This is a genomic window from Patulibacter minatonensis DSM 18081 (assembly GCF_000519325.1).
In the GTDB taxonomy this organism is placed as follows: Bacteria; Actinomycetota; Thermoleophilia; order Solirubrobacterales; family Solirubrobacteraceae; genus Patulibacter; species Patulibacter minatonensis.
In genome coordinates this window covers 5,368,309-5,392,337 of sequence record NZ_KI912613.1, presented here as the reverse complement: position 1 = coordinate 5,392,337, position 24,029 = coordinate 5,368,309, and the positions used below count along the sequence as shown (strand labels likewise).

Annotated in this window: 22 protein-coding genes and 1 pseudogene; 9 read left to right on the top strand and 14 right to left on the bottom strand. The window is 74.7% G+C overall.

Annotated elements, in window-relative coordinates; all coding sequences use genetic code 11:
* Nucleotides 1-38: 38 nt before the first annotated feature.
* On the bottom strand, nt 39-728 hold the full coding sequence (locus PATMI_RS0125385; RefSeq protein ID WP_051472277.1) for an MBL fold metallo-hydrolase: 690 nt from the start codon (nt 726-728) through the stop codon (nt 39-41).
* A gap of 188 nt (nt 729-916) precedes the next feature.
* Between PATMI_RS0125385 and bktB the strand changes: the two genes are divergently transcribed.
* Nucleotides 917-2,101 (top strand): beta-ketothiolase BktB, encoded by a 1,185-nt coding sequence (bktB, locus tag PATMI_RS0125380; protein ID WP_026912940.1) that lies wholly within the window; start codon nt 917-919, stop codon nt 2,099-2,101.
* Nucleotides 2,102-2,260: 159 nt separating this feature from the next.
* A complete protein-coding gene (locus PATMI_RS0125375; RefSeq protein WP_026912939.1) occupies nt 2,261-2,899 on the top strand; it encodes a hypothetical protein in 639 nt (212 codons plus the stop codon).
* A 32-nt stretch (nt 2,900-2,931) separates the two neighbouring features.
* Here PATMI_RS0125375 and PATMI_RS35505 read toward each other — a convergent pair whose 3' ends face one another.
* From PATMI_RS35505 to PATMI_RS33290, 4 genes are all read right to left on the bottom strand, one after another.
* Nucleotides 2,932-3,576 carry an NUDIX hydrolase gene (locus tag PATMI_RS35505; protein WP_281171339.1) on the bottom strand — a complete coding sequence of 215 codons (645 nt, stop codon included), beginning with the start codon at nt 3,574-3,576 and terminating at the stop codon, nt 2,932-2,934.
* Between the two features lies 1 nt (nt 3,577).
* On the bottom strand, nt 3,578-4,132 hold the full coding sequence (locus PATMI_RS0125365; RefSeq protein WP_026912938.1) for a hypothetical protein: 555 nt from the start codon (nt 4,130-4,132) through the stop codon (nt 3,578-3,580).
* 140 nt (nt 4,133-4,272) lie between these two features.
* Entirely contained in the window at nt 4,273-5,811 is a 1,539-nt protein-coding gene (locus PATMI_RS33295; protein ID WP_084270249.1) for a DHA2 family efflux MFS transporter permease subunit, read from the bottom strand.
* Nucleotides 5,812-5,960: 149 nt separating this feature from the next.
* Nucleotides 5,961-6,569: a TetR/AcrR family transcriptional regulator gene (locus PATMI_RS33290; protein ID WP_051472275.1), complete on the bottom strand. Its 609-nt coding sequence runs from the start codon at nt 6,567-6,569 to the stop codon at nt 5,961-5,963.
* A 240-nt stretch (nt 6,570-6,809) separates the two neighbouring features.
* On the opposite strand from PATMI_RS33290, the gene PATMI_RS35500 reads away from it, so the two are divergent.
* Both PATMI_RS35500 and PATMI_RS0125345 read left to right on the top strand, forming a co-directional pair.
* Nucleotides 6,810-8,120, top strand: a complete 1,311-nt coding sequence (locus PATMI_RS35500; RefSeq protein WP_026912937.1) for a mannosyltransferase family protein — start codon at nt 6,810-6,812, stop codon at nt 8,118-8,120.
* A gap of 362 nt (nt 8,121-8,482) precedes the next feature.
* The gene (locus PATMI_RS0125345; RefSeq protein WP_026912936.1) at nt 8,483-8,902 is read left to right on the top strand and encodes a hypothetical protein; all 420 of its coding nucleotides are present in this window, start codon (nt 8,483-8,485) and stop codon (nt 8,900-8,902) included.
* Nucleotides 8,903-9,367: 465 nt separating this feature from the next.
* Here PATMI_RS0125345 and PATMI_RS0125340 read toward each other — a convergent pair whose 3' ends face one another.
* Both PATMI_RS0125340 and PATMI_RS0125335 read right to left on the bottom strand, forming a co-directional pair.
* Nucleotides 9,368-10,189 carry an exodeoxyribonuclease III gene (locus PATMI_RS0125340; protein WP_026912935.1) on the bottom strand — a complete coding sequence of 274 codons (822 nt, stop codon included), beginning with the start codon at nt 10,187-10,189 and terminating at the stop codon, nt 9,368-9,370.
* A 115-nt stretch (nt 10,190-10,304) separates the two neighbouring features.
* Nucleotides 10,305-11,120, bottom strand: coding sequence for an enoyl-CoA hydratase/isomerase family protein (locus PATMI_RS0125335; protein ID WP_026912934.1), 816 nt, complete (start codon nt 11,118-11,120; stop codon nt 10,305-10,307).
* A 450-nt stretch (nt 11,121-11,570) separates the two neighbouring features.
* Between PATMI_RS0125335 and PATMI_RS35495 the strand changes: the two genes are divergently transcribed.
* From PATMI_RS35495 to PATMI_RS0125310, 4 genes are read left to right on the top strand one after another with little or no spacing between them, the layout of a single operon-like run.
* Nucleotides 11,571-12,662 carry an alpha/beta hydrolase gene (locus PATMI_RS35495; RefSeq protein WP_051472274.1) on the top strand — a complete coding sequence of 364 codons (1,092 nt, stop codon included), beginning with the start codon at nt 11,571-11,573 and terminating at the stop codon, nt 12,660-12,662.
* Nucleotides 12,663-12,708: 46 nt separating this feature from the next.
* Entirely contained in the window at nt 12,709-14,208 is a 1,500-nt protein-coding gene (gene glpK, locus PATMI_RS0125320) for a glycerol kinase GlpK (RefSeq protein ID WP_026912933.1), read from the top strand.
* Nucleotides 14,209-14,218: 10 nt separating this feature from the next.
* The gene (locus tag PATMI_RS35490) at nt 14,219-15,247 is read left to right on the top strand and encodes a lysophospholipid acyltransferase family protein (RefSeq protein WP_051472273.1); all 1,029 of its coding nucleotides are present in this window, start codon (nt 14,219-14,221) and stop codon (nt 15,245-15,247) included.
* On the top strand, nt 15,244-15,642 hold the full coding sequence (locus PATMI_RS0125310; RefSeq protein WP_026912932.1) for a nuclear transport factor 2 family protein: 399 nt from the start codon (nt 15,244-15,246) through the stop codon (nt 15,640-15,642). The genes PATMI_RS35490 and PATMI_RS0125310 overlap by 4 nt, the downstream gene beginning before the upstream one ends.
* Before the next feature lie 226 nt (nt 15,643-15,868).
* Here the strand turns inward: PATMI_RS0125310 and PATMI_RS0125305 are convergent, their stop codons facing one another.
* The 4 genes from PATMI_RS0125305 to PATMI_RS0125290 are packed head-to-tail and all read right to left on the bottom strand — an operon-like array spanning nt 15,869 to nt 19,891.
* A complete protein-coding gene (locus PATMI_RS0125305; protein WP_026912931.1) occupies nt 15,869-16,696 on the bottom strand; it encodes an SDR family NAD(P)-dependent oxidoreductase in 828 nt (275 codons plus the stop codon).
* A gap of 54 nt (nt 16,697-16,750) precedes the next feature.
* Nucleotides 16,751-18,001 (bottom strand): acyl-CoA dehydrogenase family protein, encoded by a 1,251-nt coding sequence (locus PATMI_RS33270; RefSeq protein WP_084270246.1) that lies wholly within the window; start codon nt 17,999-18,001, stop codon nt 16,751-16,753.
* A complete protein-coding gene (locus PATMI_RS0125295) occupies nt 17,998-19,182 on the bottom strand; it encodes an acyl-CoA dehydrogenase family protein (protein WP_051472272.1) in 1,185 nt (394 codons plus the stop codon). The genes PATMI_RS33270 and PATMI_RS0125295 overlap by 4 nt, the downstream gene beginning before the upstream one ends.
* A 40-nt stretch (nt 19,183-19,222) precedes the next feature.
* Nucleotides 19,223-19,891, bottom strand: coding sequence for a hypothetical protein (locus PATMI_RS0125290; RefSeq protein ID WP_026912929.1), 669 nt, complete (start codon nt 19,889-19,891; stop codon nt 19,223-19,225).
* A gap of 121 nt (nt 19,892-20,012) precedes the next feature.
* Between PATMI_RS0125290 and PATMI_RS33265 the strand changes: the two genes are divergently transcribed.
* On the top strand, nt 20,013-21,434 hold the full coding sequence (locus PATMI_RS33265; RefSeq protein WP_245604295.1) for a patatin-like phospholipase family protein: 1,422 nt from the start codon (nt 20,013-20,015) through the stop codon (nt 21,432-21,434).
* A 113-nt stretch (nt 21,435-21,547) separates the two neighbouring features.
* Here the strand turns inward: PATMI_RS33265 and PATMI_RS0125280 are convergent, their stop codons facing one another.
* The 3 genes and pseudogenes from PATMI_RS0125280 to PATMI_RS33260 all read right to left on the bottom strand — a co-directional run.
* Nucleotides 21,548-22,264 (bottom strand): dienelactone hydrolase family protein, encoded by a 717-nt coding sequence (locus PATMI_RS0125280; RefSeq protein WP_026912928.1) that lies wholly within the window; start codon nt 22,262-22,264, stop codon nt 21,548-21,550.
* Nucleotides 22,265-22,394: 130 nt separating this feature from the next.
* Nucleotides 22,395-23,270: an endo alpha-1,4 polygalactosaminidase gene (locus tag PATMI_RS0125275; RefSeq protein ID WP_036726412.1), complete on the bottom strand. Its 876-nt coding sequence runs from the start codon at nt 23,268-23,270 to the stop codon at nt 22,395-22,397.
* Nucleotides 23,271-23,275: 5 nt separating this feature from the next.
* Nucleotides 23,276-24,029, bottom strand: a pseudogene (locus tag PATMI_RS33260) (hypothetical protein); the annotation flags it as partial.

Here is a 24,029-nt window from a genome sequence, read left to right as displayed (position 1 = left end):
GCCCCGGCGCGGCGTGCCCGGCGGTCTCGGCCGCCACCTCAGCAGCCGCGCGCGATCGCGCGGTCCATCTCGGGGCCGGGCGCGTCGACGACCGGCCCGTGACCCGGCGCGAGGCGCTGCGGGTCGAGGGCGCGCAGGTCGCGGGCGGTCTGCAGTGCGGTGGGCTTGTGCCACGTCGCCAGCGCCGGCAGCGGGAAGGTCGCCTTGCCCTTCGCGCACGTCGCGACGCCGAAGAGGGTCGCGTACGCGTCGCCGCAGATCAGCGTGCCGTCGCGCTCGTCGAGGAACGCGAGCTGTCCCGGCGTGTGTCCGGGGGCGGCGACGGCGAGCAGCGAGCCGACGCGGTCTCCCGCGACGATCGTCCGGGTGGGGGCGGTCCTCGCGCCCTTCAGGCCACCGCGGATCTTCGTCTGCGGCTCGTCGGCGTCGAGCGTCGTGTCGCCGGCCAGGAGCCGGGCGTCGCGGGTGGAGATCAGGACCTCGACCCCCGGGAGCCGCTCGGCGAGCGCGTCGAGGCCGCCGACGTGGTCGTCGTGGGCGTGGGTGAGGAGGACGCGCACGATCGGCTTCCCGAGCTTCTCGGCGGCGGCCACGATCTTCTTCACGCCGCCCTTCATCGTGGTGTCGACGAGGGTCAGGCCGTCGTCCTCGGGGACGAGGTACGCGTTGACGGCGCCGAGGAGGGAGACGCGGACGATCCCCGCGGGGATGGGGTGACTGTTGCTCATAGGGCAGAGACTAATCGTATTAGTCTCCAACCGCAAGTCGACGGGCCCGCGGCGGAGATCGCGCCCCGCGGACCGGTCGCTAGGCTTGCCGCCTGCCCCCTCCCGGCCAGCGCCGGGAGCCTCCGCACCGGCACGGGGAGACGCACGATCGCCACCCCGCCGCCCACCCAGCAACCGCAGGAGCCCACATGACCGACGTCGTCATCGCCTCAGCCGCCCGCACCGCGATCGGCAGCTACGGCAAGTCCCTGAAGGACGTGCCCGCCACGGAGCTCGGGATCACCGCCTCGAAGGCCGCCATCGAGCGCGCGAAGCTGCAGCCCGAGCAGATCGAGCACGTGGTCTTCGGCAACGTCATCCACTCGACGACGAACGACATCTACATGTCGCGCGTCGTCGGCATCGGCGCCGGCATCCCGATCGAGACGCCGGCCCTGACCGTCAACCGCCTCTGCGGCTCCGGCGTGCAGTCGATCGTCACCGCGACGATGCACATCCAGACCGGCGACGCCGAGGTCGCCCTGGCCGGCGGTGCCGAGTCGATGTCGCAGGCCCCGTACTGGGTGCCGACCGGTCGCTGGGGCGCGCGTCTCGGCCCCGGCGAGTACATCGACCCCGTCGTCGGCACCCTGCAGGACCCGTTCAAGAAGAACCACATGGGCGTCACGGCGGAGAACCTCTCCGAGCGCGACACGATCTCCCGCGAGGACCAGGACGCCTTCGCGCTGCGCTCGCACCAGCGTGCCGCCGCCGCCCGCGCCGCCGGCAAGTTCGCCGACGAGATCGCCCCGCACACGATCCCGTCGCGCCGCGGGGACGTCGTCTTCGACACCGACGAGCACATCCGCGAGGACATCTCGCTCGAGGGCCTCGCGAAGCTGAAGCCCGCCTTCAAGAAGGACGGCACGGTCACCGCCGGCAACGCGTCGGGGCTCAACGACGCCGGCGCCGCGGTCACGCTGCTCTCGTCCGCCAAGGCCGCCGAGCTCGGCACCCCCGTCCTCGCGAAGATCGTCGGCTACGCGACCACCGGCGTCGACCCGGACATCATGGGCATCGGCCCCGTCACGGCCATCCAGAAGGTCCTGAAGCGCACCGGCGTCTCGCTCGACGAGGTCGGGATCATCGAGCTCAACGAGGCGTTCGCCGCCCAGGCGCTCGCGGTCACCCGCGCCCTCGGGTTCGAGGACGACGACGCCCGCGTGAACCCCAACGGCGGGGCCATCGCCCTCGGCCACCCGATCGCCGCCTCCGGCACCGCGATCACCGTCAAGGCCCTCAGCGAGCTGCAGCGCACCACCGAGCGCTACGCGCTGGTCTCCCTCTGCATCGGCGGCGGCCAGGGCATCGCGATCCTGCTCGAGCGCCCCTGACGGACGCACCTGAGGCGCACGGGGACGCATCGGATCTCGGCACGGGACGGGCTCGGCAGTGCGGAGCACAGCTCTCGCCCGCCCCGCACCGACCTCCTCGGTCCCCGCACACCTCAGGCACATCCGTGGGCCGCCCGGCTTCGTTAGGGTCCGGGGCCCGTGCTCTTCACCACCGCAGACGACGTCCACGACAGCCTCGGCCGGCTGATGGAGGAGCTCGCGACCGACGCCGACGTCGGTCTGCGGCTCTCGCGGCTCGACACCGTGGTGCAGCTGCGGTACCGCCACCCGGACACCAAGGTGACGCTCGTCGCCCGCGAGGGCGACGCGCCGACGGTGCACCTCGGCGAAGTCCCGCAGGGCACGCCGAACCCGGAGCTCGTCGTCACGCTGGACGCCGACGTCGGCCACCGCCTGTGGCTCGGTCGCCAGAACGTCGCCATCGGCATCGCCCGCGGGCTCGTCCAGTGCAAGGGCGAGACCCGGCGGATCGTCGACCTGCTGAACCTGGCGCCGTCGATCGCCCCGCACTACGAGCAGCTGCTGCGCGCCACGGGGCGCGAGGCGCTGCTCGACGAGGACGCCGGCCTGGCGCCGGCCGAGGGCGAGGCCCCAGCCGAGGGTGCCGAAGCGCCCGCCGGCGAGGGTGCTCCGGACGGCGGTGAGGCCACGGCTCCCGAGGGTGAGGCCGTCAGCGAGGGCGAGGCCCCCGCGGGCGACGCCGCCGCGGCCGAGGGCGACGCCCCGGCGGCGGAGTCCGACGGCACGGCGGCCGACGCGGGCGAGCCGCAGGCCTGATCGGCGGTCCGGCCTCCCGGCCGGGCCGGCACCTAGTCCCGCTGATCCCGCGGGCGCTCGCCCACCGGGACCGCACCGCTGCGGTAGTGGACGGGCGTCCCGTCCGGACCGGGGATCGTGAGGACGGGGTCGCCCTCCTCCTCCGTGAGCACGGGGAGCGTCGCGTCCGGCAGCCCGTCGGGGCAGCCCCCGACGGCCTCGGCGACCGAGGCGTGCCGGGCGAGGTCCTCGAGCTGGCGCATCGTCGGGAACGCCAGCACGGCGGTCCCGGCCTCGACGTCCCGCAGGAGTACGGTCGGCGTCGCCCAGCGGCTGTCGACGATCTCCTCGCCGTCGATCACGGCCTCCGCGCCGTCTGGCGCCGGCGCCAGGAAGAAGACGGTGTCGAAGCGCTTGGGCAGGGCCTCCGGGGTCACCCAGCGGTCGTAGGCGCGGAGCTGCTCCACGGGGACCGAGATCCCGACCTCCTCGCGGACCTCGCGGGCCGCGGCGACGGGCCAGGCGGCCTCGCCGTCGCCGTCGGTCGGCTCGACGCGGCCGCCGGGGAAGACCCAGAAGCCGCCCATGAACCTCGCCTTCGTCGTCCGCTGTCCGACGAGGACCTCGAGCCCGTCGGCGCCGTCGCGCACGACGATCACGGCCGCGGCCATCCTGGGGGTCACGGGGGTGTCGCTCACGTCATCGGTCCTTGGGTGTGGCGGCGAACGCCGCGTAGTCGAGCTTCCAGCTCCCGTCGACGCGCCGCATCGGTACGGGGGACTCCCCGCCGACGCTGATCGTGGCGCGGTCGCCGCCGATCTCGACGTCGGCGTCCTCGATCAGCGCGACGTCGCGGGGCGACGGTCCGGCCGAGGTGTTGCCGAGCCCGGGCAGGAGGGCCTCGCAGGTACCGGACTGTCCGCGCGCGCGGAGGAGCTCCTCGAACCCCACGGCGTGCGAGCACGCGGCGGCGGCGTCGCGCTCCACGAAGGCGTCGGCGAAGGCCTTGAAGCCCGCGCGGACCGGGGCGGCCTCGGCGGCCGTGGCCTTCCGCGTGTCGACGTACTCGGTGATGCGCGGACCCGTCTGCGTGGGGACCGTCGCGGACCCGCCGCGGTCGCCCTGGGCGGCGAGCGCGTCGGGGACGGTGGACGCCGAGGTCGTCGTCGGGCCGTCGTCGCCGCACCCCGTGGCCCCGGCCGCCGCGAGCGCGAGGGCGCAGAGCAGGAGGGGGAGCGGGCGGGAGGACGGCATCGTTCGGGACGTGCCCGGTGGGGATCGGGCGTGGGGCAACCCTAGCGTCGGTGCCCCCGCCGCGGACGGAGGAGCCCGTCGCGGTGATGCGCGTCGACGTCCTGTCGCGGAGCGGCCGGACGTCGACGGTCCGGCGTCGCTCAGGGGACCGGCGTGAGCGGCGGGGTGGCCGGGGCGCCCTCGGCCGCGTGGCCGGACGTCGCGGGGGTGGCCGGCGGGGCCAGGGCGCCGGGATCGCGGGGACCGGCGTCCCCCCGGTCGTCCGCCGGGGACCGCTCGGCGGTCGCCGCCGTCCGCGCCGGCCGGCCCGGGGTGAGCAGCCCGATCAGCGCGCCGATCGCCAGGACGACGCCGCCGACCGGGATCGCGGCGCGCAGGCCGTCGGTGAACTCCGTCGGCGACACGTACGAGCCGCTCGAGGCGAAGACCGTGGCGAGGATCGCGACACCGAAGACGCCGCCGGTCTCGCGGATCGCGTTCGTCGCACCGGACGCCTTGCCGGCCAGCGCCGTCGGCGCAGCGGCGAGCACCGCGCCGGTGACCGGGGCGATGACGAGGCCCATGCCCGCGCCGGAGAGGGCGAACGGCACGATCAGCGCGCCGTAGGCGACGTCGACCTGCGTGACCGCGGCGAGCCAGAGCAGGCCGACCGCCTGGAGCGCCATGCCGGCGACGAGCAGCGGTCGCGGGCCGATCCGGTCGGCGAGGATCCCGGCGATCGGGGCGACGATCACGGGCATGCCGGTCCACGGCAGGGTGCGGAGCCCGGCCTCGAGCGGGCCCATGCCCTGCGCGACCTGGAAGAACTGGCCGAGCAGGAAGATCGACCCGAACATCCCGAAGAACATCGCGAAGACGAGGAGGTTCGTCGCCGAGAACGGCACCGAGCGGAAGAGCCGGAGCGGCAGCATCGGCGCGGTGGTGCGGCGCTGCCAGACGAGGAACCCGGCGAGCACGACGATGCCGATCGCGATCGAGGCCACGACCGTGGTGCTGCCCCAGCCGAGCTCCTGGCTGCGGACGATCCCGAACGTCAGGCCGAAGAGTCCGAGCGAGGAGAGGACGAGGCCGGGCCGGTCGATCGGCGTGCTGCGGCCGCCCTCGCCGTAGGACTCGCGCAGGCCGCGCCAGGCGATCGGGAGCAGCGCGAGGCCGATGGGCACGTTGAGCCAGAAGATCCACGACCAGTGCGTGCCCTCGACGACCGCCCCGCCGACGGCCGGCCCGAGCGCGACGCCGAGACCGGAGACCGCGCCCCAGAGCCCGATCGCCGGACCGCGGCGCTCGGCGGGGACGGCGTCGGCGAGGATCGCGAGCGAGAGCGGCGTGATGATCGCGGCGCCGAGTCCCTGGACGGCGCGGGCGCCGACGAGGACCTCCACGCTGCCGGCGAGCGCGGCCACCGCGCTGGCACCGGTGAAGAGCGTCAGGCCGATCAGGAACATCCGCTTGCGGCCGAAGCGGTCGCCGAGCGCCGCGCCGGTGAGCAGGAAGACGGCGAAGGCGAGCGTGTAGGCGTTGACGGTCCACTCGAGCGCCTCGAGCGAGCCGCCGAGGTCGGCCTTGATCGACGGGAGGGCGACGCCGACGACGAGGTTGTCGAGCGACGTCATGAAGACCGCGACGGCCACGATCAGCACGGCGCGGAACGGGTTCTTGAGGGCGGGTGGGGAGGACATCGGACGGCCTTTCTGGTGCGAGGTGGGTGGAGCGGTGTGGTCGGGGGATGCGAAGAGCGGGCGGCGGGGGGCTGGAAGAAGTAAGTGCTCGCTTCCTTCGGGTGGAAGAAGAGCGGCGGCCGGGGCCGCCTCCTGGCGGGGGGTGCGGGTCAGTCGGTGTCGGCGGCGTCCGGGGTGGGGGTGGCGGCCGTCGCGGTGCAGCCGCCGAGCTGGGCGTCGACGCCGCCCGTGAGCACGCGGGCCCAGTCGGTGTCCAGGCCGTAGAGGTCGAGCGCCGCGATCACGTTGCAGAGCATGCCCTGGGCGAAGAAGCCCCGGATCTCGTCGGAGTCCGCGCCCGAGACCCGCTGGGTGAGGTCCGTCAGCTCGGCGAACGACGCGCGCATCGCCTCGCGGACCGCCGGCATCGTGGCCGACGCGGCGTGCGCGTGGAGCTGGACGAGGAGGACGTCGCGGTCCTCCAGGAGCTCGGTGTACGCCTTGCCCATGGCCTCCAGGGGCGGCCCGTCCGCCGCCGTCGCCTCGGACGCCGCACGCTGCATCACGTGCGCGACGCGCGCGTTGCACCGCTGGACGACCGCGACGACCAGGTCGTCCTTGCTCGGGAAGAGCCGGAACAGGTAGGCGTGGGAGATGCCGGCGCCCTTCGCGATCGCGAGGGTCGGCGTCGCGTCGAACCCGCGCTGGGCGATGAGCTCCATCGCGGCGTCGATGATCGTCTCGCGGCGCTCCTCGGCGGACATGCGGGTCGTCGGCATCGATGGTGAGTGTGCACTTACTTCCTAGATCTGTCAAGGCGTTTCGCATCGCACGGCACCGGTCCGCGTGCCGGTTCGCCGGGTCCCGGCGACCGGGCGGGACCCGGCGCGTCCGGTCCGGGCCGCCCGCACCGGACGGTCGTCACGTGCACGTCCCGGCCGCGCGCACCGGCACCGGACGAGCGTCACGTTCACGTCCCGGCAGCGCGCGCCGGACCCGGACCCGTGATCCTCCCCGGCGTGTCCCAGTCGTCCGTCACGACGGCCGGTCGTCCCCTCACCGGGGCGCTGGCCGAGGTCCTGGGTGCCGAATGGGCGGTCTCCGTCCGCGAGGCGGTCCGGGCGTTCGTGCTCTCGCGGGCCGTCGTGTGGGTCGTCGGCCTCCTGGTGATCGCACTGTTCGGCTGGGCCGACTCCCGCGGCGCGCGCCTCGACCCGGTCTGGGCGTGCCGTCCGACCGGCGGCGGGGTCGACGCGCTCCTGGCCCCCGGCTGCCGGTGGGACAGCACGTGGTACCTGGAGATCGCGCAGGGCGGCTACACGCCGACGGATCCGGCGCGGTCGGCGTTCTTCCCGCTGTACCCGCTGCTGATCTCGGTCGTGTCCGCGCCGCTGGGCGGCGCGATGGTCGCGGCGGGGCTGCTGATCTCGTGGACCGCGGCGCTCGGCTTCCTGGCGTTGCTGCACCGGGTCGTGGCGGAGGCCCGCGACGTCGCCACGGCCACGACGGTCGTCAAGGTCGCGGCCTACGTCCCGCCGGCGATCTTCCTCTCGGCGATCTACACCGAGGCGCTGTTCCTGCTGTTGTCGCTCGGCGCCCTCGTCGCCGCGCGCCGGGATCGGTGGGCCCTGGCGGGCGTGCTCGGCCTGGTGGCGGCGTCGTGCCGGAGCATCGGCGTCCTCATCGTCCTGCCGTTACTCGTCGAGTACCTGTGGGGCCGGCGCAGCACGGGCGACACGCGGCTCGTGGCCCGCTGGTGGCACCCGCGGCACGCGCTGCGCCGGGACGTCCTCTGGATCGGGCTGGTGCCCCTCGGGGTGCTCGCCTACATGGCGTACCTCGGCGTGGCGACCGGGAACCCGATGGGGCTCTTCGCGGCCCAGGGCGACTGGCAGCGCCACTTCCTGACGCCGATCGGCGGGATCCTCGAGGGCACCTGGGCGGTCGTCGGCCGGCTCGGCGACTTCGCCGGGGTCTGGCACGTGGCGCCGCTGCTGCCGGAGCAGGCGCCGACGATCACGCTCGCCCGCGACGTCGTGCTGCTGGCCTGCGTCGCCGTCGCGCTCTGGGCGCTGTGGTGGGGCCGGCGGCGGGTGCCCGTCAGCTGGCTGGCGTGGGGCGCCGTCTCGGTGGCCTACCCGCTGTCGGTCCCCTCGACGGTGCAACCCCTGATGTCGCTGCCGCGGTTCTCGATGGCGTGCTTCCCGCTCGTCGTCGCGCTGGGCCTGTGGGCGCACCAGGGACGCCGGATGCGCTGGCTCGCGCCGCTGATGCTGACGCTGCAGGCCGGGTGGTCGGTGATCTTCGTCGCCTGGATCTGGGCGCCGTAGGGGGCGCCGTCGTCGGAGGCCGGGCGCCGTTGGGGCACCGTGGCCGGAGGGCCGGGCGGCGTCGGGGGACCATCCCCGCGGGGTCGTCCGGGCCGCGCCTTCCGGACTGCGCCGTTCGGCGCTCGCGTCCCTGCCATGTCGGCACGCGGAGGAACGCTCGACCGGGCCCCGATGCGGTTCCGGAGCCGCCCCACCCGACGGCACCGGGGGTCGCCCGTCCGACCCGATGGTCGGTCGACGACGCGAGACGGCGGGGTTGCGATCGGGCTGCGCTACCGTCGGTGTCCGCTCCCCCGCCGCGCCATCGCCCTTCGCGGGCGACCCCGGCAGGCGGGCCGACCTCCCTCGAACGACGACCACCGATGCGCGAGAACCACGTCAGCAAGCTGATCGCCCGGTCGGTCGCCGACCTGCGGGCCGAGGGCGACGACGTCGACGACACCGCCCCGCGCATGGGACTCCGTGCCCGTCCGGTCGGCCCCTCCGCCGGGGACGAGCCGGCCGCGGACGAGCCGGCGCTCGACCCCGAGGAGCTCTCCGCCCGGCTGCGGCGCCCCGTGGCGGGCCACCACCACAGCCCCACGACGATCGCGCACGTCGAGGCGGCCCGGCAGCTCGGCCAGCTGCGCGACGCCGGCGTCGCCGATCACGAGATGTCCTGGGCGCTCTTCGCCGCCGTCCGCCGCCGGCTGGTCGAGACCTACGACCTGCCGGGCTCGTTCGCGACCACCCTGGCCCACCGGGCCACGGCCGAGGTCGACCCGCACCTGCGGCGGCGCTGACCGGGGCGAGCGGCCAGGAGCCTCGGGCGGCGATGGTGGTCGTGGCTGGTCGGGTGGCGACCATCGTTGCCCTCGACGGTCCTGGGCGGCGGGCGGTCGGTCGACGGGCCGCGGTCAGAACTGGTCGGACATCGACCACCGGTGACCTCGGCGGTCGCGGGCGGGCGAGGCGGGCGGTCGGCCGAGGGGCCGCGGGCACGTCTGGTCGGATATCGACCATCGGTGACCTCGGCGGTCGCGGGCGGGCGAGGCGGGCGGTCGGCCGAGGGGCCGCGGTCACGCCTGGTCGGATACCGACCATCGGTGACCTCGGCGGTCCCGGTCCGGCGGTCGGTCGACGGGCCGCGGTCAGAACTGGTCGGATACCGACCATCGGTGACCTCGGCTTCCCCCGAGCCGCCCGCCGCCCGCCCGCTCCCGGGAGCGCCTCGTCGGCCGCCCACCGACCGGCGGTGACCCCGGAACTCAGTCCAGATCGACCACGAGCGGCACGTGGTCGGAGGGCTTCTCGCCCTTGCGGAAGTCGCGGGCGATCCACACGGAGTCGATGCGCTTCGCGGTCTCCCGGTCCAGCATCGCGAGGTCGATCCGGAGGCCCCAGTTCTTGTGGAACGAGCCGGCGCGGTAGTCCCACCAGGTGAAGACGGGCTCGCCGGCGGCGTCGAGGGCGCCGTTGTAGGCGTCGTGGGCGTCGACGAGCGGGCCGGCCTCCAGCACGCCGCGCAGCGCGGCGCGCTCGGGCTCGGAGGTGTGGGTGGAGCCGACGAACTGGGCGGGGTTCCAGCAGTCCTGGTCGGTCAGGCAGACGTTGACGTCGCCGAGGACCGCGACCGGGCCGGCGTCAGCGAGCACGCGGACGCGGTCGGCCATCGCCCGGAAGAACTGGAGCTTCGCCTGGTAGTCCGGATGGTCCAGCGCCTTGCCGTTGACCACGTAGGCGGAGCAGACGACGATCCCGCCGACCCGCGTCTCGACCCAGCGGGCCTGCGCGGGATCGTGCTCGCCCTGCAGGCCGCGGACGGTGTGCGAGCTGGCCTCGAGCGCGGGGTCGCCGTCGCCCGCCTCGGCGTCCTCGATGCGCGTCAGCACCGCGACGCCGTTCCACCGGCCCTCGGAGTGGTCGTCGATCCGGTAGCCGAACGACGCGATCGCCTCGCGCGGCAGCTGCTCCGCGGAGCACTTCGTCTCCTGCAGGCACAGCACGTCGGGCTCGAGCTCCTCGAGCAGCTCCTGCACGCGCGGCAGGCGGGCCCGGAGGGAGGCGACGTTCCAGCTGATCAGGCGCACCGCCCCATCGTGCCGGGTGGGGCGGTCGGGGCGTCGGGCGGTGGCGGGTGTCCCGGGCCTCGACGGCGACCGAGGCGGTCACGCCCCGCGACGCCCGGGACGGGGCCCGCACCCCCTAGCGCCCCCGCCACACCGGCGGCCGCTTCTCCCGGAACGCGGTGACGCCCTCGAGGAGGTCCTCGCTGCGGAAGCTCTCCTCGCGCAGGGCGACGAGCTCCGCCTCGAGCTCGGGGGTGACGTCGCCCTCGGCGGCCAGGAGGGCGCGGAGCATGCGCTTGTTGCCCCGGATCGAGAGGGGAGCGCCGCCGGCCAGATCGATCGCCAGGGCGAGGACCTCGTCCTGGAGGTCGTCCGCGTCGGAGACGCCGTTGATCAGGCCCCACGCCAGGGCGGTGCCCGGGTCGATGCTGTGGCCGAGGAGGAAGAGCTCGCGGGTGCGGGCGACGCCGATGACGTCGACGAATCGGCGCAGGCCGGTGTGCGGATAGACGAGGCCGAGCTTCGCGGGCGGCATGGCGAGCTCGATGTGGTCGGCCGCGACGCGCAGGTCGCAGGCGAGGGCGAGCTCGAGGCCTCCGCCCATCGTGTGGCCGGGGAGCGCCGCGACGGTCGGGACGTCGGTCGCCTCGAGCGCCTGGATCGCCGCCGTGAACGGGTGGGCGATCAGGGCCTCGGCCCGGCGGACGAACTCGTCGCGGGGGAGGTCGCCGAGGCCGCCGAGGTCGTAGCCCGACGAGAAGCGGCCGCCTGCGCCGGTCAGCACGATCGCGCGCACCCCGCGGGCGATCCCGACCTCGCCGCCGTGGTCCTCGACTGCCGCGGCGATCGCGTCGAGGATCGCGTGGTCGAGCGCCCCGTGCCGGGTCGGGTTGGAGATCGTCAGGCGGACGACGCCGTCCGCGGGGTGGTCCTGGAGGAGCTCGCCGGGCATGAAGGCGCCGACGATAGCCGCGCCGAGGGAGGGTTGCGACCGCCGGTAGGGCTTCGTGTGCGGGGTCGCACGCGTCGGACGCCGGCTGTCGGCGGTCCGGACGGTGGCCGGAGGCGGATCTGCGGGTCCTCCGGCTTGATCGGCTGTAACGCGCGGAACCTCGAGGCGAGGTCGAGGCGGGGTTGTCGCGTTACGGACGCGACTGGCGAGGTAGTGGCGGTCGTTCGTGACCTGGGGCGTCACGGAGGACTGCCGGACGGGTGTGGCGGGGGTGGTGGCGGTCGAACGTGTCGCAGGGCGTCACGGATGACCGCCGACGGCCTCGACGCCGCGGTCGACGCACGCCGCGCTCGGCACGGTCCCCTGCCCTTCGCCCCGCGCTTCGGCGAAGCGGCGCGCCTGATCCTCCCTCCGGGCGAACCCGGACGCGACCCTCGGTAGGGTCGGGCCATGTCCCCCGCGGCGCGCGAACCGACGGTCCACGAGTTCGGGCCGCCGAGCCCGCAGACCGTGAAGCTCGGGGGCCGCACGCGCCGGTACTGGCTGCCGATCGCGAGGGGCTGGCGCATGACGCCTCGCGGGATCCGGATGCTCCAGCGCGTCATGGACCCGACCGACCACGTGCCGATCCTCAAGGGCACCGCGGTCGAGAAGGCGACGATCGGCGGGGTCCGTTGCGAGCGCGTCCGGGCCCGCCGGGCGATGAAGGACCATCCCGAGCAGCCGGCGCCTGCGTCGCCGCGCGACGGCGAACCGCTCGTCCTGTACCTCCACGGCGGCGGCTACGTCTTCGGGTCGGTCCGGACGCACCGGGGCCTCGTCGCGCGGCTCTCCCACGTGACCGGCCTGCCGGCGGTCTCCGTCGACTACCGCCTGCCGCCGGAGTGGATCCTCCCGGCGCCGATCGAGGACGCGCTGGCGGTCTACCGCGCCGTCCTCGAGCACACCGACGCGTCCCGGATCGTCGTGGCGGGCGACTCGGCCGGCGGCAACCTCGCGCACCAGCTCGTCCTGCACGCCGCGGAGGCCGGGCTGCCGATGCCCGCGGCGCTCGTGCTGCTCTCGCCGTGGAGCGACCTCTCCGCCAGCGGCGAGTCGATCCGGCTGAACGCCGCCGAGGACCCGTTCATCCCGGAGGTCGGGCTGCGGCGGTGCGCCCGCGTGGCGGCGGGCGGCAAGGACCCGCGCGACTGGCGGATCTCGCCGCTCTTCGCGCCCGAGGAGCTCCAGGCGCAGCTGCCGCCGACGCTCGTGCAGGTCGGCGCGGGGGAGGTCCTGCGCGACGACGGCGCACGCGTCGCCCACGCGCTGGCCGCCGCCGGCGTCCCGGCCACGCTCGAGGTCTACGAGGGGGCGCTCCACGTCGTCCCCGCGTGGGCCGGCACCCCGGAGGCTCGCGACGCGCTGCACCGGATCGCGGACTTCGTCGCCGACCTGCTGCCGGGCGCCCCCGAGCCCGACGCCGCGGCGGCCGACGAGGCCACGGACCGCGACGCCGACGGCATCGTGCCCGGTCCGCCCGGGGCCCCCGGACGGACGTGAGGGACGGCAGGACGCCCGGTATCCGGGTTCGCGGCAGGATGTCCGGATGATCCTCGCCATCGACCAGGGCACCACGGGCTCGACCTGCTTCGTCGTCGACGAGGACGGCGTACCCATGGGGCGGGCGTACCGCGAGTTCGCGCAGCACTTCCCGCACCCCGGCTGGGTCGAGCACGACGCGGGCGACATCTGGTCCACGACCCGTGCCGTGGCGCTCGAGGCCTGCGACGACGCGGGCGTCGACCCGGCGGACCTGACGGCGGTCGGCATCACGAACCAGCGCGAGACGGTCTGCGTCTGGGACCCGGCGACGGGCGAGCCGCTGCACCGCGCGATCGTCTGGCAGGACCGCCGCACGGCCGGCATGTGCGACCGGCTGCGCGAGGAGGGGCACGAGCCGCTCGTCCGGCGGAAGACCGGCCTGGTGCTCGACCCGTACTTCTCGGGGACGAAGATCGCGTGGCTCCTGGAGCAGGCGCCGGAGCTGCGCCAGCGGGCGGAGCGCGGCAGCGCGGTCTTCGGGACGATCGACTCCTGGCTGCTCTACAACCTGACCGGCGAGCACGTCACGGAGCCGTCCAACGCGTCGCGGACGATGCTCTACGACCTGCACGCGGGCGACTGGGACCCCGAGCTCTGCGACCTGCTCGGCGTGCCGATCCGCGCGCTGCCGGAGGTCCGGCCGTCGATCGGCGGGTTCGGGCGCGTGAAGCCCGACGCGCTCGGTGGCGCGACGTGCCCGGTCGGCGGCGTCGCGGGCGACCAGCAGGCAGCGCTCTACGGCCAGGCCTGCCTCGACCGCGGCGAGGGCAAGAACACGTACGGCACCGGCTCGTTCGTGCTCCTGAACACCGGCACCGCCCAGGACTTCCCCGACGGCGAGCCGGTCGTCCACGACGGCCTGATCACGACGGTCGCCTGGCAGATCGGGCAGCGGACCGTCTTCGCGCTCGAGGCTTCGATCTTCGCCACCGGCGCCGCCGTGCAGTGGCTGCGCGACGGTCTGGGGATCATCTCGGCCGCCGGCGAGACCGAGGGCCTCGCCGCGTCGCTGTCCTCGAACGACGGCGTGTACCTCGTGCCCGCGTTCGCCGGCCTCGGCGCCCCGCACTGGGACCCCTACGCGCGCGGCACGATCACCGGCCTGACGCGCGGCAGCACCCGCGCGCACCTGGCCCGCGCGACGCTCGAGGCGATCGCGTTCCAGACCGTCGACGCGGTCCGGGCGATGGAGACCGCCGCGGGGGAGGACCTGCGCGAGCTGAAGGCCGACGGCGGCGCGACCGCCAACCGGTGGCTCATGCAGTTCCAGGCCGACGTGCTCGGCGTGCCGGTCGTCGTCCCGGCGATCCACGAGACGACGGCGCTCGGCGCGGCGTTCCTCGCGGGCGTCGGGGTGAACGCGTGGAGCCAACGCGACGTCACCGCGACCTGGCGCGAGGCCGCGCGGTACGAGCCGGCGATGTCCCGCGACGAGGCGGCGGCGCTCCACGAAGGCTGGACCGATGCGGTCGGCCGCTCGCTCCGGCAGGTCGTCCCCGACTAGGATCCCCGCGATGGCGGACGATCTGGTCAAGCTCAAGGAGCAGGTCTACATCGACCCGCGCCCGAAGGAGCTCTTCGACAAGTACCACGCGAGGACGCGCGAGAAGGAGCCCGGGCCGGCGTACGAGCTCGTGCGCCTCGTGACCTCGCTGGTCGGCGTCGGCTTCTACCGGACCGTGGCGTACGGCACCGAGCGGATCCCGGCGTCGGGGCCGCTCGTGATCGCGCCGAACCACTTCTCGAACTTCGACCACTTCTTCATGGGCCTCGCGACGCGCCGGAAGATCCACTTCATGGCGAAGTCGCAGATGTTCAAGCCGCCGATCGACCGCCTCTACGCCAACGGCGGCACGTTCCCGGTGCGCCGTGGACAGCGCGACGACGAGGCGTTCAAGACGGTCCACGCGATCCTCGACCGCAGCGGCTGCATGGCGATGTACTGCGAGGGCGGCCGGTCGCGCAGCGGCAAGCTCGCCGAGCGCGCGAAGCCGGGCATCGGCCGGATCGCACTGGAGAGCGGCGCGACGATCCTGCCGTGCGCGATCCACGGCAGCTCGCACGTGCGCAACCTGAAGCGCGGGCACTTCCCGAAGATCACGATCCTCTTCGGTGAGCCGATGCGCTGGGAGCGCGTGGGCCCCGGCAACGCGGCCCGCGACGACTCGCAGGCCGTCGCCGACGCGGTCTTCGACGAGATCAAGGGCCTCTACGGCGCCGTCGAGGCCGGGGGCCGCGAGGTCGCGAAGATCTGGGCGCCGGGCTGGACGCCGCAGGTGGCGGCCGCCCCGGGGGAGCCGGATGCCGCCCCGGCCGACACGGCCGACACGACCGACACGACCGACGCGGAGGCCAGGACCGACGCCCAGGTGTCGCCGGACGTCACCGGCGCCCGTCCCGCGACGCCGCCCGCCGGCACCGACGCCACGGGATCCGTGGCGGACCGCACCGACGACCGTCCGGCCGGCGCGCCGCCGAAGGTCGCGGCCCCGACGGCGCTGCCGACCGACGAGCACCCCGGGCGGGAGCGCGACGGCGCGTGAGCCCGGCGGGTCACCACCTCGACGGTCCGGCGTTCGCGAAGGCCTGGGCGGCCGCCTGGAACGCCCACGACGTCGAGGCGGTGCTCGCGCACTTCGCGGACGACGTGGTCTTCACGTCGCCGATCGCGAGGCAGCTCCTCGACGGCAGCGACGGTGTCCTCCGCGGCAAGGCGGCGCTGCGGGACTACTGGACGCACGCGCTCGGCCTGATCCCGGACCTCCGCTTCGAGGTCCTCGGCGTCTACGCGGGGGTCGACGTCCTCGTCATCAACTACCGCAACCAGCGCGGCAACATCGTCTGCGAGGTCCTCGCGTTCGACGGGCCGCTCGTCGTCGTCGGGCACGGGACGTACCTCGGCGCGGACGCCGACCCGGCGGGCGCGGAACCGGCCTGAGCCGCACGCCCCGGGGACCGGGCTGCGTCCACGGGAAGGAGTCGGACGCCCGGCGGCGAAGCCCACGGGTGATCGCCCCCGACGCACCGTCCGGAGCCGCGGAGACCCGCAGCACCGGCCGTGTCGGGGGTGAGTCGCGTCCGGGGCCTTCCGGGTGCGCCGGGCCCGGCCGCGCTGCGGTGCGGTCTCGACCGGCGATGCTCGGCGTGGGGCCCGTTCCCGTTCCTCAGCCCGTCATCCCGCCCGTCGCCCCGCCCGTGACGTGCAGCGTCTGGCCGTGGACGTAGTCCGACCACGGCGAGCAGAGGAAGAACACGCCGCCGGCGGCCTCCTCGGGAGTGCCGGCGCGGCCGAGCGGCACGCCGAGCGCGGCGAGCTCCCGCGCGGACTCGGGCATGCCGAGCCGGACCTGCTGCCCGTCGATCTCGGCGACGTTGTCGTCGCCCGCGAGTGCCGTCAGGCGGGTCTCGATCCAGCCGAACGCGACCGCGTTGACGTTGACCTTGAACTGGCCCCACTCCTTGGCGAGCGTGCGCGTGAGCCCGACGATCGCGGCCTTGCCCGCGGCGTAGTTCGCCTGGCCGGCGTTGCCGAAGGTGCCGGAGATGGACGAGACGTTGACGATCTTGCGGAAGACCTCGACGCCCTCGGCGCGCTCCTGCTTGGCGGGCTCCCGCAGGTGCGGGGCCGCCGCACGGATCAGCCGGAACGGCGCGACCGTGTGGATGTCGAGCATCCGCTGGAACGCGTCGTCGGTGAGCTTGTGGAGCGGCGCGTCGAGGGTGTAGCCCGCGTTGTTGACGAGCATGTCGATCCTCCCGTGCGCGGCGATCGTCTCTTCCACGAGGCGGTCGGGCACGCCGGGCTTCGTCAGGTCGCCCGCCACGACGCTCGTCTCGCCCGCGATCCCGTCGGCGGCCTCGCGGGCGACGTCGGCGTCGAGGTCGTTGACGACGATCGTCGCCCCTTGCTCGCTCAGGAGCGTCGCGGTCGCCAGCCCGATCCCGCGGCCCGACCCGGTGACGATCGCGACCTTGCCGTCCAGTACGCCCATGTCCTGCTCCTCCGTCGTGCGATGTCCTCGGTCGGAGGATCGCGGATGCCGCCCTCAGACCCCCATCAGCCGCCCGATGACGTCCTTCATGATCTCGTCGGTGCCGCCGCCGATCGGGCCGAGGCGCGCGTCGCGCAGGGCCCGCTCGACGCCGTACTCCTTCATGTAGCCGGCGCCGCCGTGGAGCTGGAGGCAGCCGTCGGCGACCTCGACCATCGCGCGCTGGGTCATGAGCTTGACCTGCGCGACCTCCATCGGCGTGACGACGCCGAGCTCGTGCTTGCGCAGCGCCTCGAACGTCAGCGCGCGGCAGGCCTCGGCCTTCGTGCCCATCTCGGCCAGCGCCCAGCGGGTGCCCTGGAAGTCGGCGATCCGGCGCCCGAACGCGCGGCGCTCGGCCACGTAGGACTTCGTCGTCTCGAGCACCGCGTCCATCCCGGCGACCGCGCCGAGCGCCATCGAGATCCGCTCCCACGCGAAGTTGCTCATGATCAGCTTGAACGCGCCGTTCAGCTCACCCAGCAGGTGGTCCTCGGGGACGAAGACGTCCTGCAGGCTGATCAGCGCGGTGTCCGACGCGTGCCAGCCGAGCTTCTGCAGCGGCCGGGCGGTGATGCCGTCGCCGCGGTCCGCGCCGAGCGCCGCGGGGTCGTCCTCCGCGCCCTCGGGCGCCGGGGGACGCTCGATCACGAGGAACGAGATGCCGCCGTGGCCGCCCTCCTCGGACGTCTTGACGGCGGCGACGAGGTGGTCGGCCCGGACGCCGCCAGTGATGTAGCACTTCTCCCCGTTGACGACGAAGCCGCCGTCGACCTTCGTCGCGGTCGTCTGCACGCCCGCGACGTCGCTCCCGGTGCCCGGCTCGGTGATCGCCAGCGCGGCGACCTTCTCGCCGGTCAGCACGGGCGGGACCCAGCGCTCCCGCTGCTCGGGCGTGCCGAACTTCAGGATCGGCGGCGTGGCGATCGTGATGGGCGCGCCCAGCGCCGCGGCGAGGCCGGCGGACCCGGAGCGCGCGAGCTCCTGCTGCAGCACGGCCTCGTGGATCGGCCCGCCGCCCTGCCCGCCGAACTCCGTCGGGTAGGCGAGGCCGAGGAACCCGAGCTCGCCCGCGCGCCGGAAGACCGAGGAGGGCACCCACTCGGCGTCCTCCCACGCCTGGACGTGCGGCTTCAGCTCCGCGTCGACCCAGCGCCGGATCGAGCCGCGCAGCTCCTCGTGCTCGGCGGTGAACGGCGGGTCGGGGAGGCGGGCGGCGCCGTGGTCGACGCCGGAGGACGCGGCGCTCGTGTCGGTGGCGCTCACAGGCCGTACGACCGGCCGATGACCTCGAGCAGCGTCTCGTCCGTGCCCGCGCCGATGCGGTTCAGGCGCAGGTCGCGCCACGCCCGCTCGATGCCGTACTCCTTCATGTAGCCGGCGCCGCCGTGGATCTGCAGGCACTCGTCGGCGACCTCGCACGCCATGCGCGAGGTGTAGAGCTTCGCCATCGAGATCTCGCGCACCGGGTACTCGCCCTGCATCACGCGCCAGGCGGTGTTGTAGGTCATCTGGCGGCCGGCCTCGATCTTCGTGGCCATCTCCGCGAACTTCCAGCGGATGCCCTGGAACTTGCCGATCGAGCGCCCGAACGCCTGACGCTCGCGGGCGAAGTCGAGGGTGCGCTCCATCAGCCGCTCGGCCGCCGCGACGGCCCCCGCGGCGGCGATCAGTCGCTCGCCCTGGAGCTCCCACATGATGTGGTAGAAGCCCTTGCCCTCCTCGCCCAGCAGGTTCTCGGCGGGCACCCGGACGTCCTGGAAGGCCAGGAGCGCGGTGTCGGAGGCGTGCATCCCGAGCTTCTCGAGGCGCTTCTCGCGGACGACGCCGGGGGAGTCCATGTCGACGAGCAGCAGGCTGAAGCCGCCGTAGCCCGCGTCGGGATCGGTCTTCGTCACCAGCACGATGTAGTCGGCCCGGTGGCCGTTCGTGATGTAGAGCTTCGAGCCGTTGACGACCCACTCGTCGCCGTCGCGCACCGCCGTGGTCTGGATGCCGGCGACGTCGGAGCCCGCACCCGGCTCGGTGATGCCGAGGCAGGCGATCTTCTCGCCCTTCAGCGCCGGCACGAGGTACTGCAGCTTCTGCTCGTGGGTGCCCAGGAGCTTCAGCGGCGGGTTCGCCATGTCGGTGTGGACGGCGACGCCCATGACGAGCCCACCGGAGTGCGAGCGGGACATCTCCTCCGCCAGCACGATCTGGGTGGCGTAGTCGCCGCCCTGGCCGCCGTACTCCTCGGGGTAGTGCAGCCCGAGGTAGCCGAGCTCGCCCATCCTCGTGAAGACCGAGTCGGGGAACGTCGTCTCCTCCCACTCGTCGGCGTGGGGGGCGAGCTCCTTCTCGACGTAGCTGCGGATCGACGCCCGGAGCTCGTCGTGCTCGTCGGTGAAGATCGGGTGGCGTCCCGACGCCGCGTGGTCGGGCTTGATGACGCTGTCGGTGGCCATGCGCCGAAAGTAGCATGTGGCACCTCTTACTTGGGGCGGATCACTCCCCGCCGAGCGCCGCGAGCCGCTCCGCCGCGTCGGTCTGCTCGTCGTCCCCGTCGCCCTCGAGCTCGATCGCGCGCCCGTAGGCGGTGCGGGCCTCCGCGATCTCGCCGATCGCCTCCGCGGCCCGGCCGTACCAGCACCAGTTCCACGCACCCATCGGCGCGATCTCCGTGTAGTGGCGCAGGTGGCGGTAGGCCTCGGCGTGGCGGCCGAGCTCGAACAGGGTGTAGCCGAGCGCGAAGTGCGCCATCCCGTCGCCGGCCTCCAGGCAGTGGCGCCAGCGCTCGACGGCCTCCTCGCCGTCGACCTCGGTCGCCATCCCGAAGATCGAGCGGTTGATCGAGTCGCGGCCGGCGAAGAACGTCCGCGCCGCGAGGACGATCTCCCCGGCGGTGGCGTCCGAGAGCCCGAGGACCGGGGCGTCGAAGCGCGGGTCCTTCCAGATCGCGGCGTGCTCCGGCGCGTCCTCGTCGAAGTCCGGGAAGTCCTCGACGACGAAGCCGACGATCCGGCCGCCGGCCTCTTCCGCCAGGTACGCGAACGTCGCGCTCAGGGCGTGCCAGCGCTCCTCGGGCTGATCCTCGGTCACGCGCCCGAACTCGACGGCGCGCAGCCAGTCGAAGTCGATGTCGTGGTTGAGGTACAGGCGGGGGCGGGCGTCCACCCCCTGAGGATCCCGCATCCGGCGGCGGGGTCGGGGCACCGGCCACGGCGGCGGGTCGGGGACGCGGCGGACGGGCCCGCGGTCCATGGTCCCGGCCGGGGCGGCACGCGAGGCTCGAGGGGTGCACGGACCGCCACCCAGCGACGCCGCCCGGAACGGCCACGGACGGGCCGCCGACCGCGATGGGACGGACCGCGTCCCGGCGCCGGCGTGGGACGCCCGCGCCGGTCGGCCCGTCGGCCCGCGGATCGCCGCGGTCCTGCCCGGCGGCGGCGCCCGCGGCGCCTACGAGGTCGGGGCGCTCTCGGTCCTCGGGCCTGCGCTGGAGGCCCGCGGCGAGCGCATGTCGATCTTCTGCGGCACGTCGGTCGGGGCGATCAACGCGGTCTTCCTGGCCTCGACGGCGCACCTCTCGGCGGAGAAGGCGACGGCGGCGATGCTCGAGACCTGGCGCGGGATGCGCAAGGACGACGTGATCCGCCCGTTCCTCGGGCCCTCGCTCGTCGCGACCGGCCTGCGCATGGTCGGCGAGATGCTCGAGGTCCCCGGCGTCCGGCTGTCCGGGCTGATGGACCCGTCCCCGCTGGCGGCGTCCCTGGAGCGCTGGATCGACTGGGAGGCCGTGCGCAGCAACGTCCGTCATGGGCGCGTCGACGCGGTCTGCGTGATCGCGACGGCGCTCAGCGGCGGTGGGCCCGTCGGGTTCGTGCAGTCCGGGCGGCCGGTCCCGACGAGCGGGCCCGCGGACGACCTGCGGTACGCGGCGGTCGACGAGCTGAAGGCCGAGCACGTGCGTGCGAGCGCCGCGATCCCGCTGCTCTTCCCGCCGGTGCAGGTGAGCTCGCCGCCGGAGGCCGCGGACTCGTACATCGACGGCGGGGTCCGGCTGAACTCGCCGATCGCGCCGGCGCTGGCGCTGGGGGCCGAACGCGTCGTCGTGATCGGCTTCGAGCCGTTCGCGGCGCGCTCGCCCATGCCCGAGCCGCTCCACGCGCCGCGCCTGGCCGACGTCACGGCGAACATCCTCGACGGGCTGCTCGTCGACCAGGTCGCCGACGACCTCCACCGTCTCGCCGCGATCAACAGCTTCATGGTCGAGGACGGCGCCGGCTCGACGGCGGCGGTGCGCGCCGCGCGGACCGAGCGGCTCGCGCGCGGCAAACCGGCCTACCGCCGCGTGCCGTACGTCCTCGTCGCGCCGGAGCAGCGCGGCCGCATCGCGCAGATCGCGGAGCAGGTCTTCCAGGAGCGGTACACGGGCTGGCGCGGGATGCGGCAGCCGGACCTGCCGGTGCTGTCCCGGATCCTGGGTGGCGGCCGGTCGCGGGCGCGCGGGGAGCTCCTGAGCTTCCTGCTCTTCGACGAGCGCTTCGTGGAGCTCCTCGTCGAGCAGGGGGCCGCCGACGCGCAGCGGTGGCTGGACCGCCACCCCGGCGTCTGGTGCTCCGACGCCACGCACGACCTCCACGTCGACCGCTCGGGCGAGCGGTCGGCGCGGGACCAGGAGACGATCGACGAGTGGCGGTCGCTGCGGCGCCGGTGAGGACCGGGTGGGGCCGGGTTCCCACCGGGTGCTCGGGGCGTCGTCGCAGTCCGACGCGGCCCGGACCCGCGTCCCACCGGGCGGCGCCCGGGCGGGCGGGACCCCCCTCTCGTTCAGCCCTCGAGGTGCTCGTCGAGGAACGCGAGCGTGCGCGCCCACGCCGCCCGCGCGGAGGTCGGGTGGAAGGAGGCGCGGGCGTCGCAGTGGAAGCCGTGGCCGGCCTCGGGGTAGCGGACGACCTCGGTCGGGACCTCCGCCGCGGCGGCAGCGGCGCGCAGGGCCTCGACGTCGTCGACCGGGATGCCGGTGTCCTCATCGCCGTAGAGCCCGAGCCACGGGGTCTGCAGCGCCGGCGCCTGCTCGACCAGCGCGCGCTCGCCGAACCGGCCCTCGGCGATGCCGCCGCCGTAGAAGGTCACCGAGGCGCCGAGCAGGTGGCGGACGCCGGTGACGAACGCGACCGTCCCACCCATGCAGAAGCCGACGACGCCGATCGCGTGGTCCTTGAAGCCCAGGCGCCGGAGGTGCTCGAGCGTCTGCTCGACGTCCTCCTCGATCCCGCGGCTCGTCAGCGCGGCGAGGTGCGGCCGGGCCTCGGCGAAGTCGTCGTAGCCGAGCCGTGGTGCGTCGGTCCGGTGGAACAGCGCCGGCGCGACGGCGAGGTAGCCCTCGGCGGCGAAGCGGCGCGCGACGTCCTCGATGTGGTCGTTGACCCCGAACGCCTCCTGGGCGACGACGACCGCGCGACGTGGCGTGTCGTCGGGGCGCGCCTCGTAGACCGGCATCGGGCCGTCGGCGGTCGGCAGGTCCACGGTGCGCGTCTCGCCCATGGGCGGAACCTAGCCGAGGGTGCGGCAGACCCTGCGTCGACCCGTCCGCCGCGTCCGCGGTCGGCCGGCCGTGCAGGACGCCGCGCCCCGCCGGGTCCGGGGCGCTCGCTCGCCCGCCCGCGCAGCCCCGTCAGCAGGACTCGCGCACGTACCCGGGCTCGCCCTCGCGGACGAGGTCCCGGTCGCGCAGCAGCACCGAGAGCGTGGCGCCCCGGGCGGCGCAGGCGGCCTTGAAGCGCGCCCGGTCGTACTCGACCTCGAAGACCCGGTCGCCGTACGCGCGGGTGTAGCGCCCGCACTCCGCGTACTGCTGGCACTCCTCGACGACGGCGAAGTCGAACCCGAGGGGGCGCTTCGCACCGCGGATCAGCTCGGCCGCGTTCTTCTGGCCGGCGGCGAGCCCGGCGCGGTGGGCGCGGGCGACGAGCAGCCGGCCCATCGCCTCGCTGTCGGACCGCGTCAGGCGCCCGCGGGAGCGGGTCCACGAGTCGAGGTTGTCGAACTCGACGCCGCGGAAGCCCTTCCGCGCGCAGCCGTCGATCCAGCCGCCGACGATCGACGCGAGCGCCTTGCGCCGCGCGGCGGTCGAGACGTCGAGGACGGTCTCGGGCCAGTTCGGGTCGCGGACCTCGCGGCCCTTCACCTTCAGGAGGAGCTCCGGGTGGCGGCGGCGCCACCAGCTGATCTCGCTGTCCTGGGTCTGGAAGCCGTTGACGTAGCAGACGCCGTAGGCCCCGGCCGGGGCGACCGAGGTGCGGTCGCGCTCGACGACGCCGGCGTCCGCCGGGACCGCGTAGGACCCGCCGAGCTGCAGGTCGAAGCCGACGTTCCCGGGCGGCAGCTGGGCCGCCGGGGTCGTGCTGGCGGCCGAGCGGGTGCCGACCGCCGGGCGGGTGCTGGCCGCGGAGAGCAGGACGCCGAGGAGGCTGATGCCGACGACGGCGCCGCCGGCCTGGCCGATGGCCCGGATCCTCGAGCGTCGCCGTGGGGTCCCCGGGCCGTTCACGCGCGTCAGCCTACGACGTGGTCGAGGAACGCGCCGCCTCGCACCATCTCCATGCGGGTGACCAGGCGCGAGGCCTCGTCGGGGCCGGCGGGGAGGTGCGCGTCCAGCAGCGCGTTGACGAGCGTCGACCGGTGGACGGACGCGACGCGGCCGGTGGCGCCCGCGACGACGTCGTCGAGCTCGGCGCGCAGCGGCTCGGGGAGCCGGGCGTTGCGCTCCTCCCAGGGGTGGTCGAGCGTGTCGAGCTTCCGCCGGCGGTAGCCGCCGATGGTGCGCGCGGCGGCCTCGCCGTCGGCGGGCAGGTGGAAGTGCAGGACGGCCGTGACGATCGCGGCGAACGTCACCCGCGGGCCGGTGGCGGCGACGAGGGCGTCGGCGCGCCCGGACAGCGAGCGGTCGAGGATGAGCGCGGTCTGCTTCGGCCGGCCGAGGAGGCGCGCCGGGGCGAGCGCGACGACGTCCAGTGCCGACGCCCACTCCGGGAGGTCGCTCGTGTCGACCGCGGCGCCGGCGGGCGTCGTGGCGGTGGGGGCGGTGGAGACCGGGGTCGCGGGGGAGGCCGGGGCGGCATCCGCCTGCGCGTCCGCGGTGGCCTCGAGGTCTCCGGGCGCGTCCGCGGCGGGGGCGGGCACCTCGAGCGGCACGTCGGATGCCTCCGTGGTCGCCTCGCCGGCGGGCTCCTCCTGTGCCAGTGCCCCGGCCGCGGCGGGGGCGGACGTGTTGTCCGTCAGGTCGGCGAGGTCGGGCGCGGCCACGAGC

Coding starts and splice junctions, on each gene's coding strand:
- PATMI_RS0125335 (WP_026912934.1), bottom strand. CDS start 11,120: ATGCCCGGCGAGCTCCTCCAGGACCACCCCGCGGACGGCGTCGTCCGC.
- PATMI_RS0125280 (WP_026912928.1), bottom strand. CDS start 22,264: ATGGGCGAGACGCGCACCGTGGACCTGCCGACCGCCGACGGCCCGATG.
- PATMI_RS33290 (WP_051472275.1), bottom strand. CDS start 6,569: ATGCCGACGACCCGCATGTCCGCCGAGGAGCGCCGCGAGACGATCATC.
- bktB (WP_026912940.1), top strand. CDS start 917: ATGACCGACGTCGTCATCGCCTCAGCCGCCCGCACCGCGATCGGCAGC.
- glpK (WP_026912933.1), top strand. CDS start 12,709: ATGATCCTCGCCATCGACCAGGGCACCACGGGCTCGACCTGCTTCGTC.
- PATMI_RS0125305 (WP_026912931.1), bottom strand. CDS start 16,696: ATGGGCGTACTGGACGGCAAGGTCGCGATCGTCACCGGGTCGGGCCGC.
- PATMI_RS0125345 (WP_026912936.1), top strand. CDS start 8,483: ATGCGCGAGAACCACGTCAGCAAGCTGATCGCCCGGTCGGTCGCCGAC.
- PATMI_RS35495 (WP_051472274.1), top strand. CDS start 11,571: ATGTCCCCCGCGGCGCGCGAACCGACGGTCCACGAGTTCGGGCCGCCG.
- PATMI_RS0125295 (WP_051472272.1), bottom strand. CDS start 19,182: ATGGCCACCGACAGCGTCATCAAGCCCGACCACGCGGCGTCGGGACGC.
- PATMI_RS35490 (WP_051472273.1), top strand. CDS start 14,219: ATGGCGGACGATCTGGTCAAGCTCAAGGAGCAGGTCTACATCGACCCG.
- PATMI_RS33295 (WP_084270249.1), bottom strand. CDS start 5,811: ATGTCCTCCCCACCCGCCCTCAAGAACCCGTTCCGCGCCGTGCTGATC.
- PATMI_RS0125385 (WP_051472277.1), bottom strand. CDS start 728: ATGAGCAACAGTCACCCCATCCCCGCGGGGATCGTCCGCGTCTCCCTC.
- PATMI_RS0125365 (WP_026912938.1), bottom strand. CDS start 4,132: ATGCCGTCCTCCCGCCCGCTCCCCCTCCTGCTCTGCGCCCTCGCGCTC.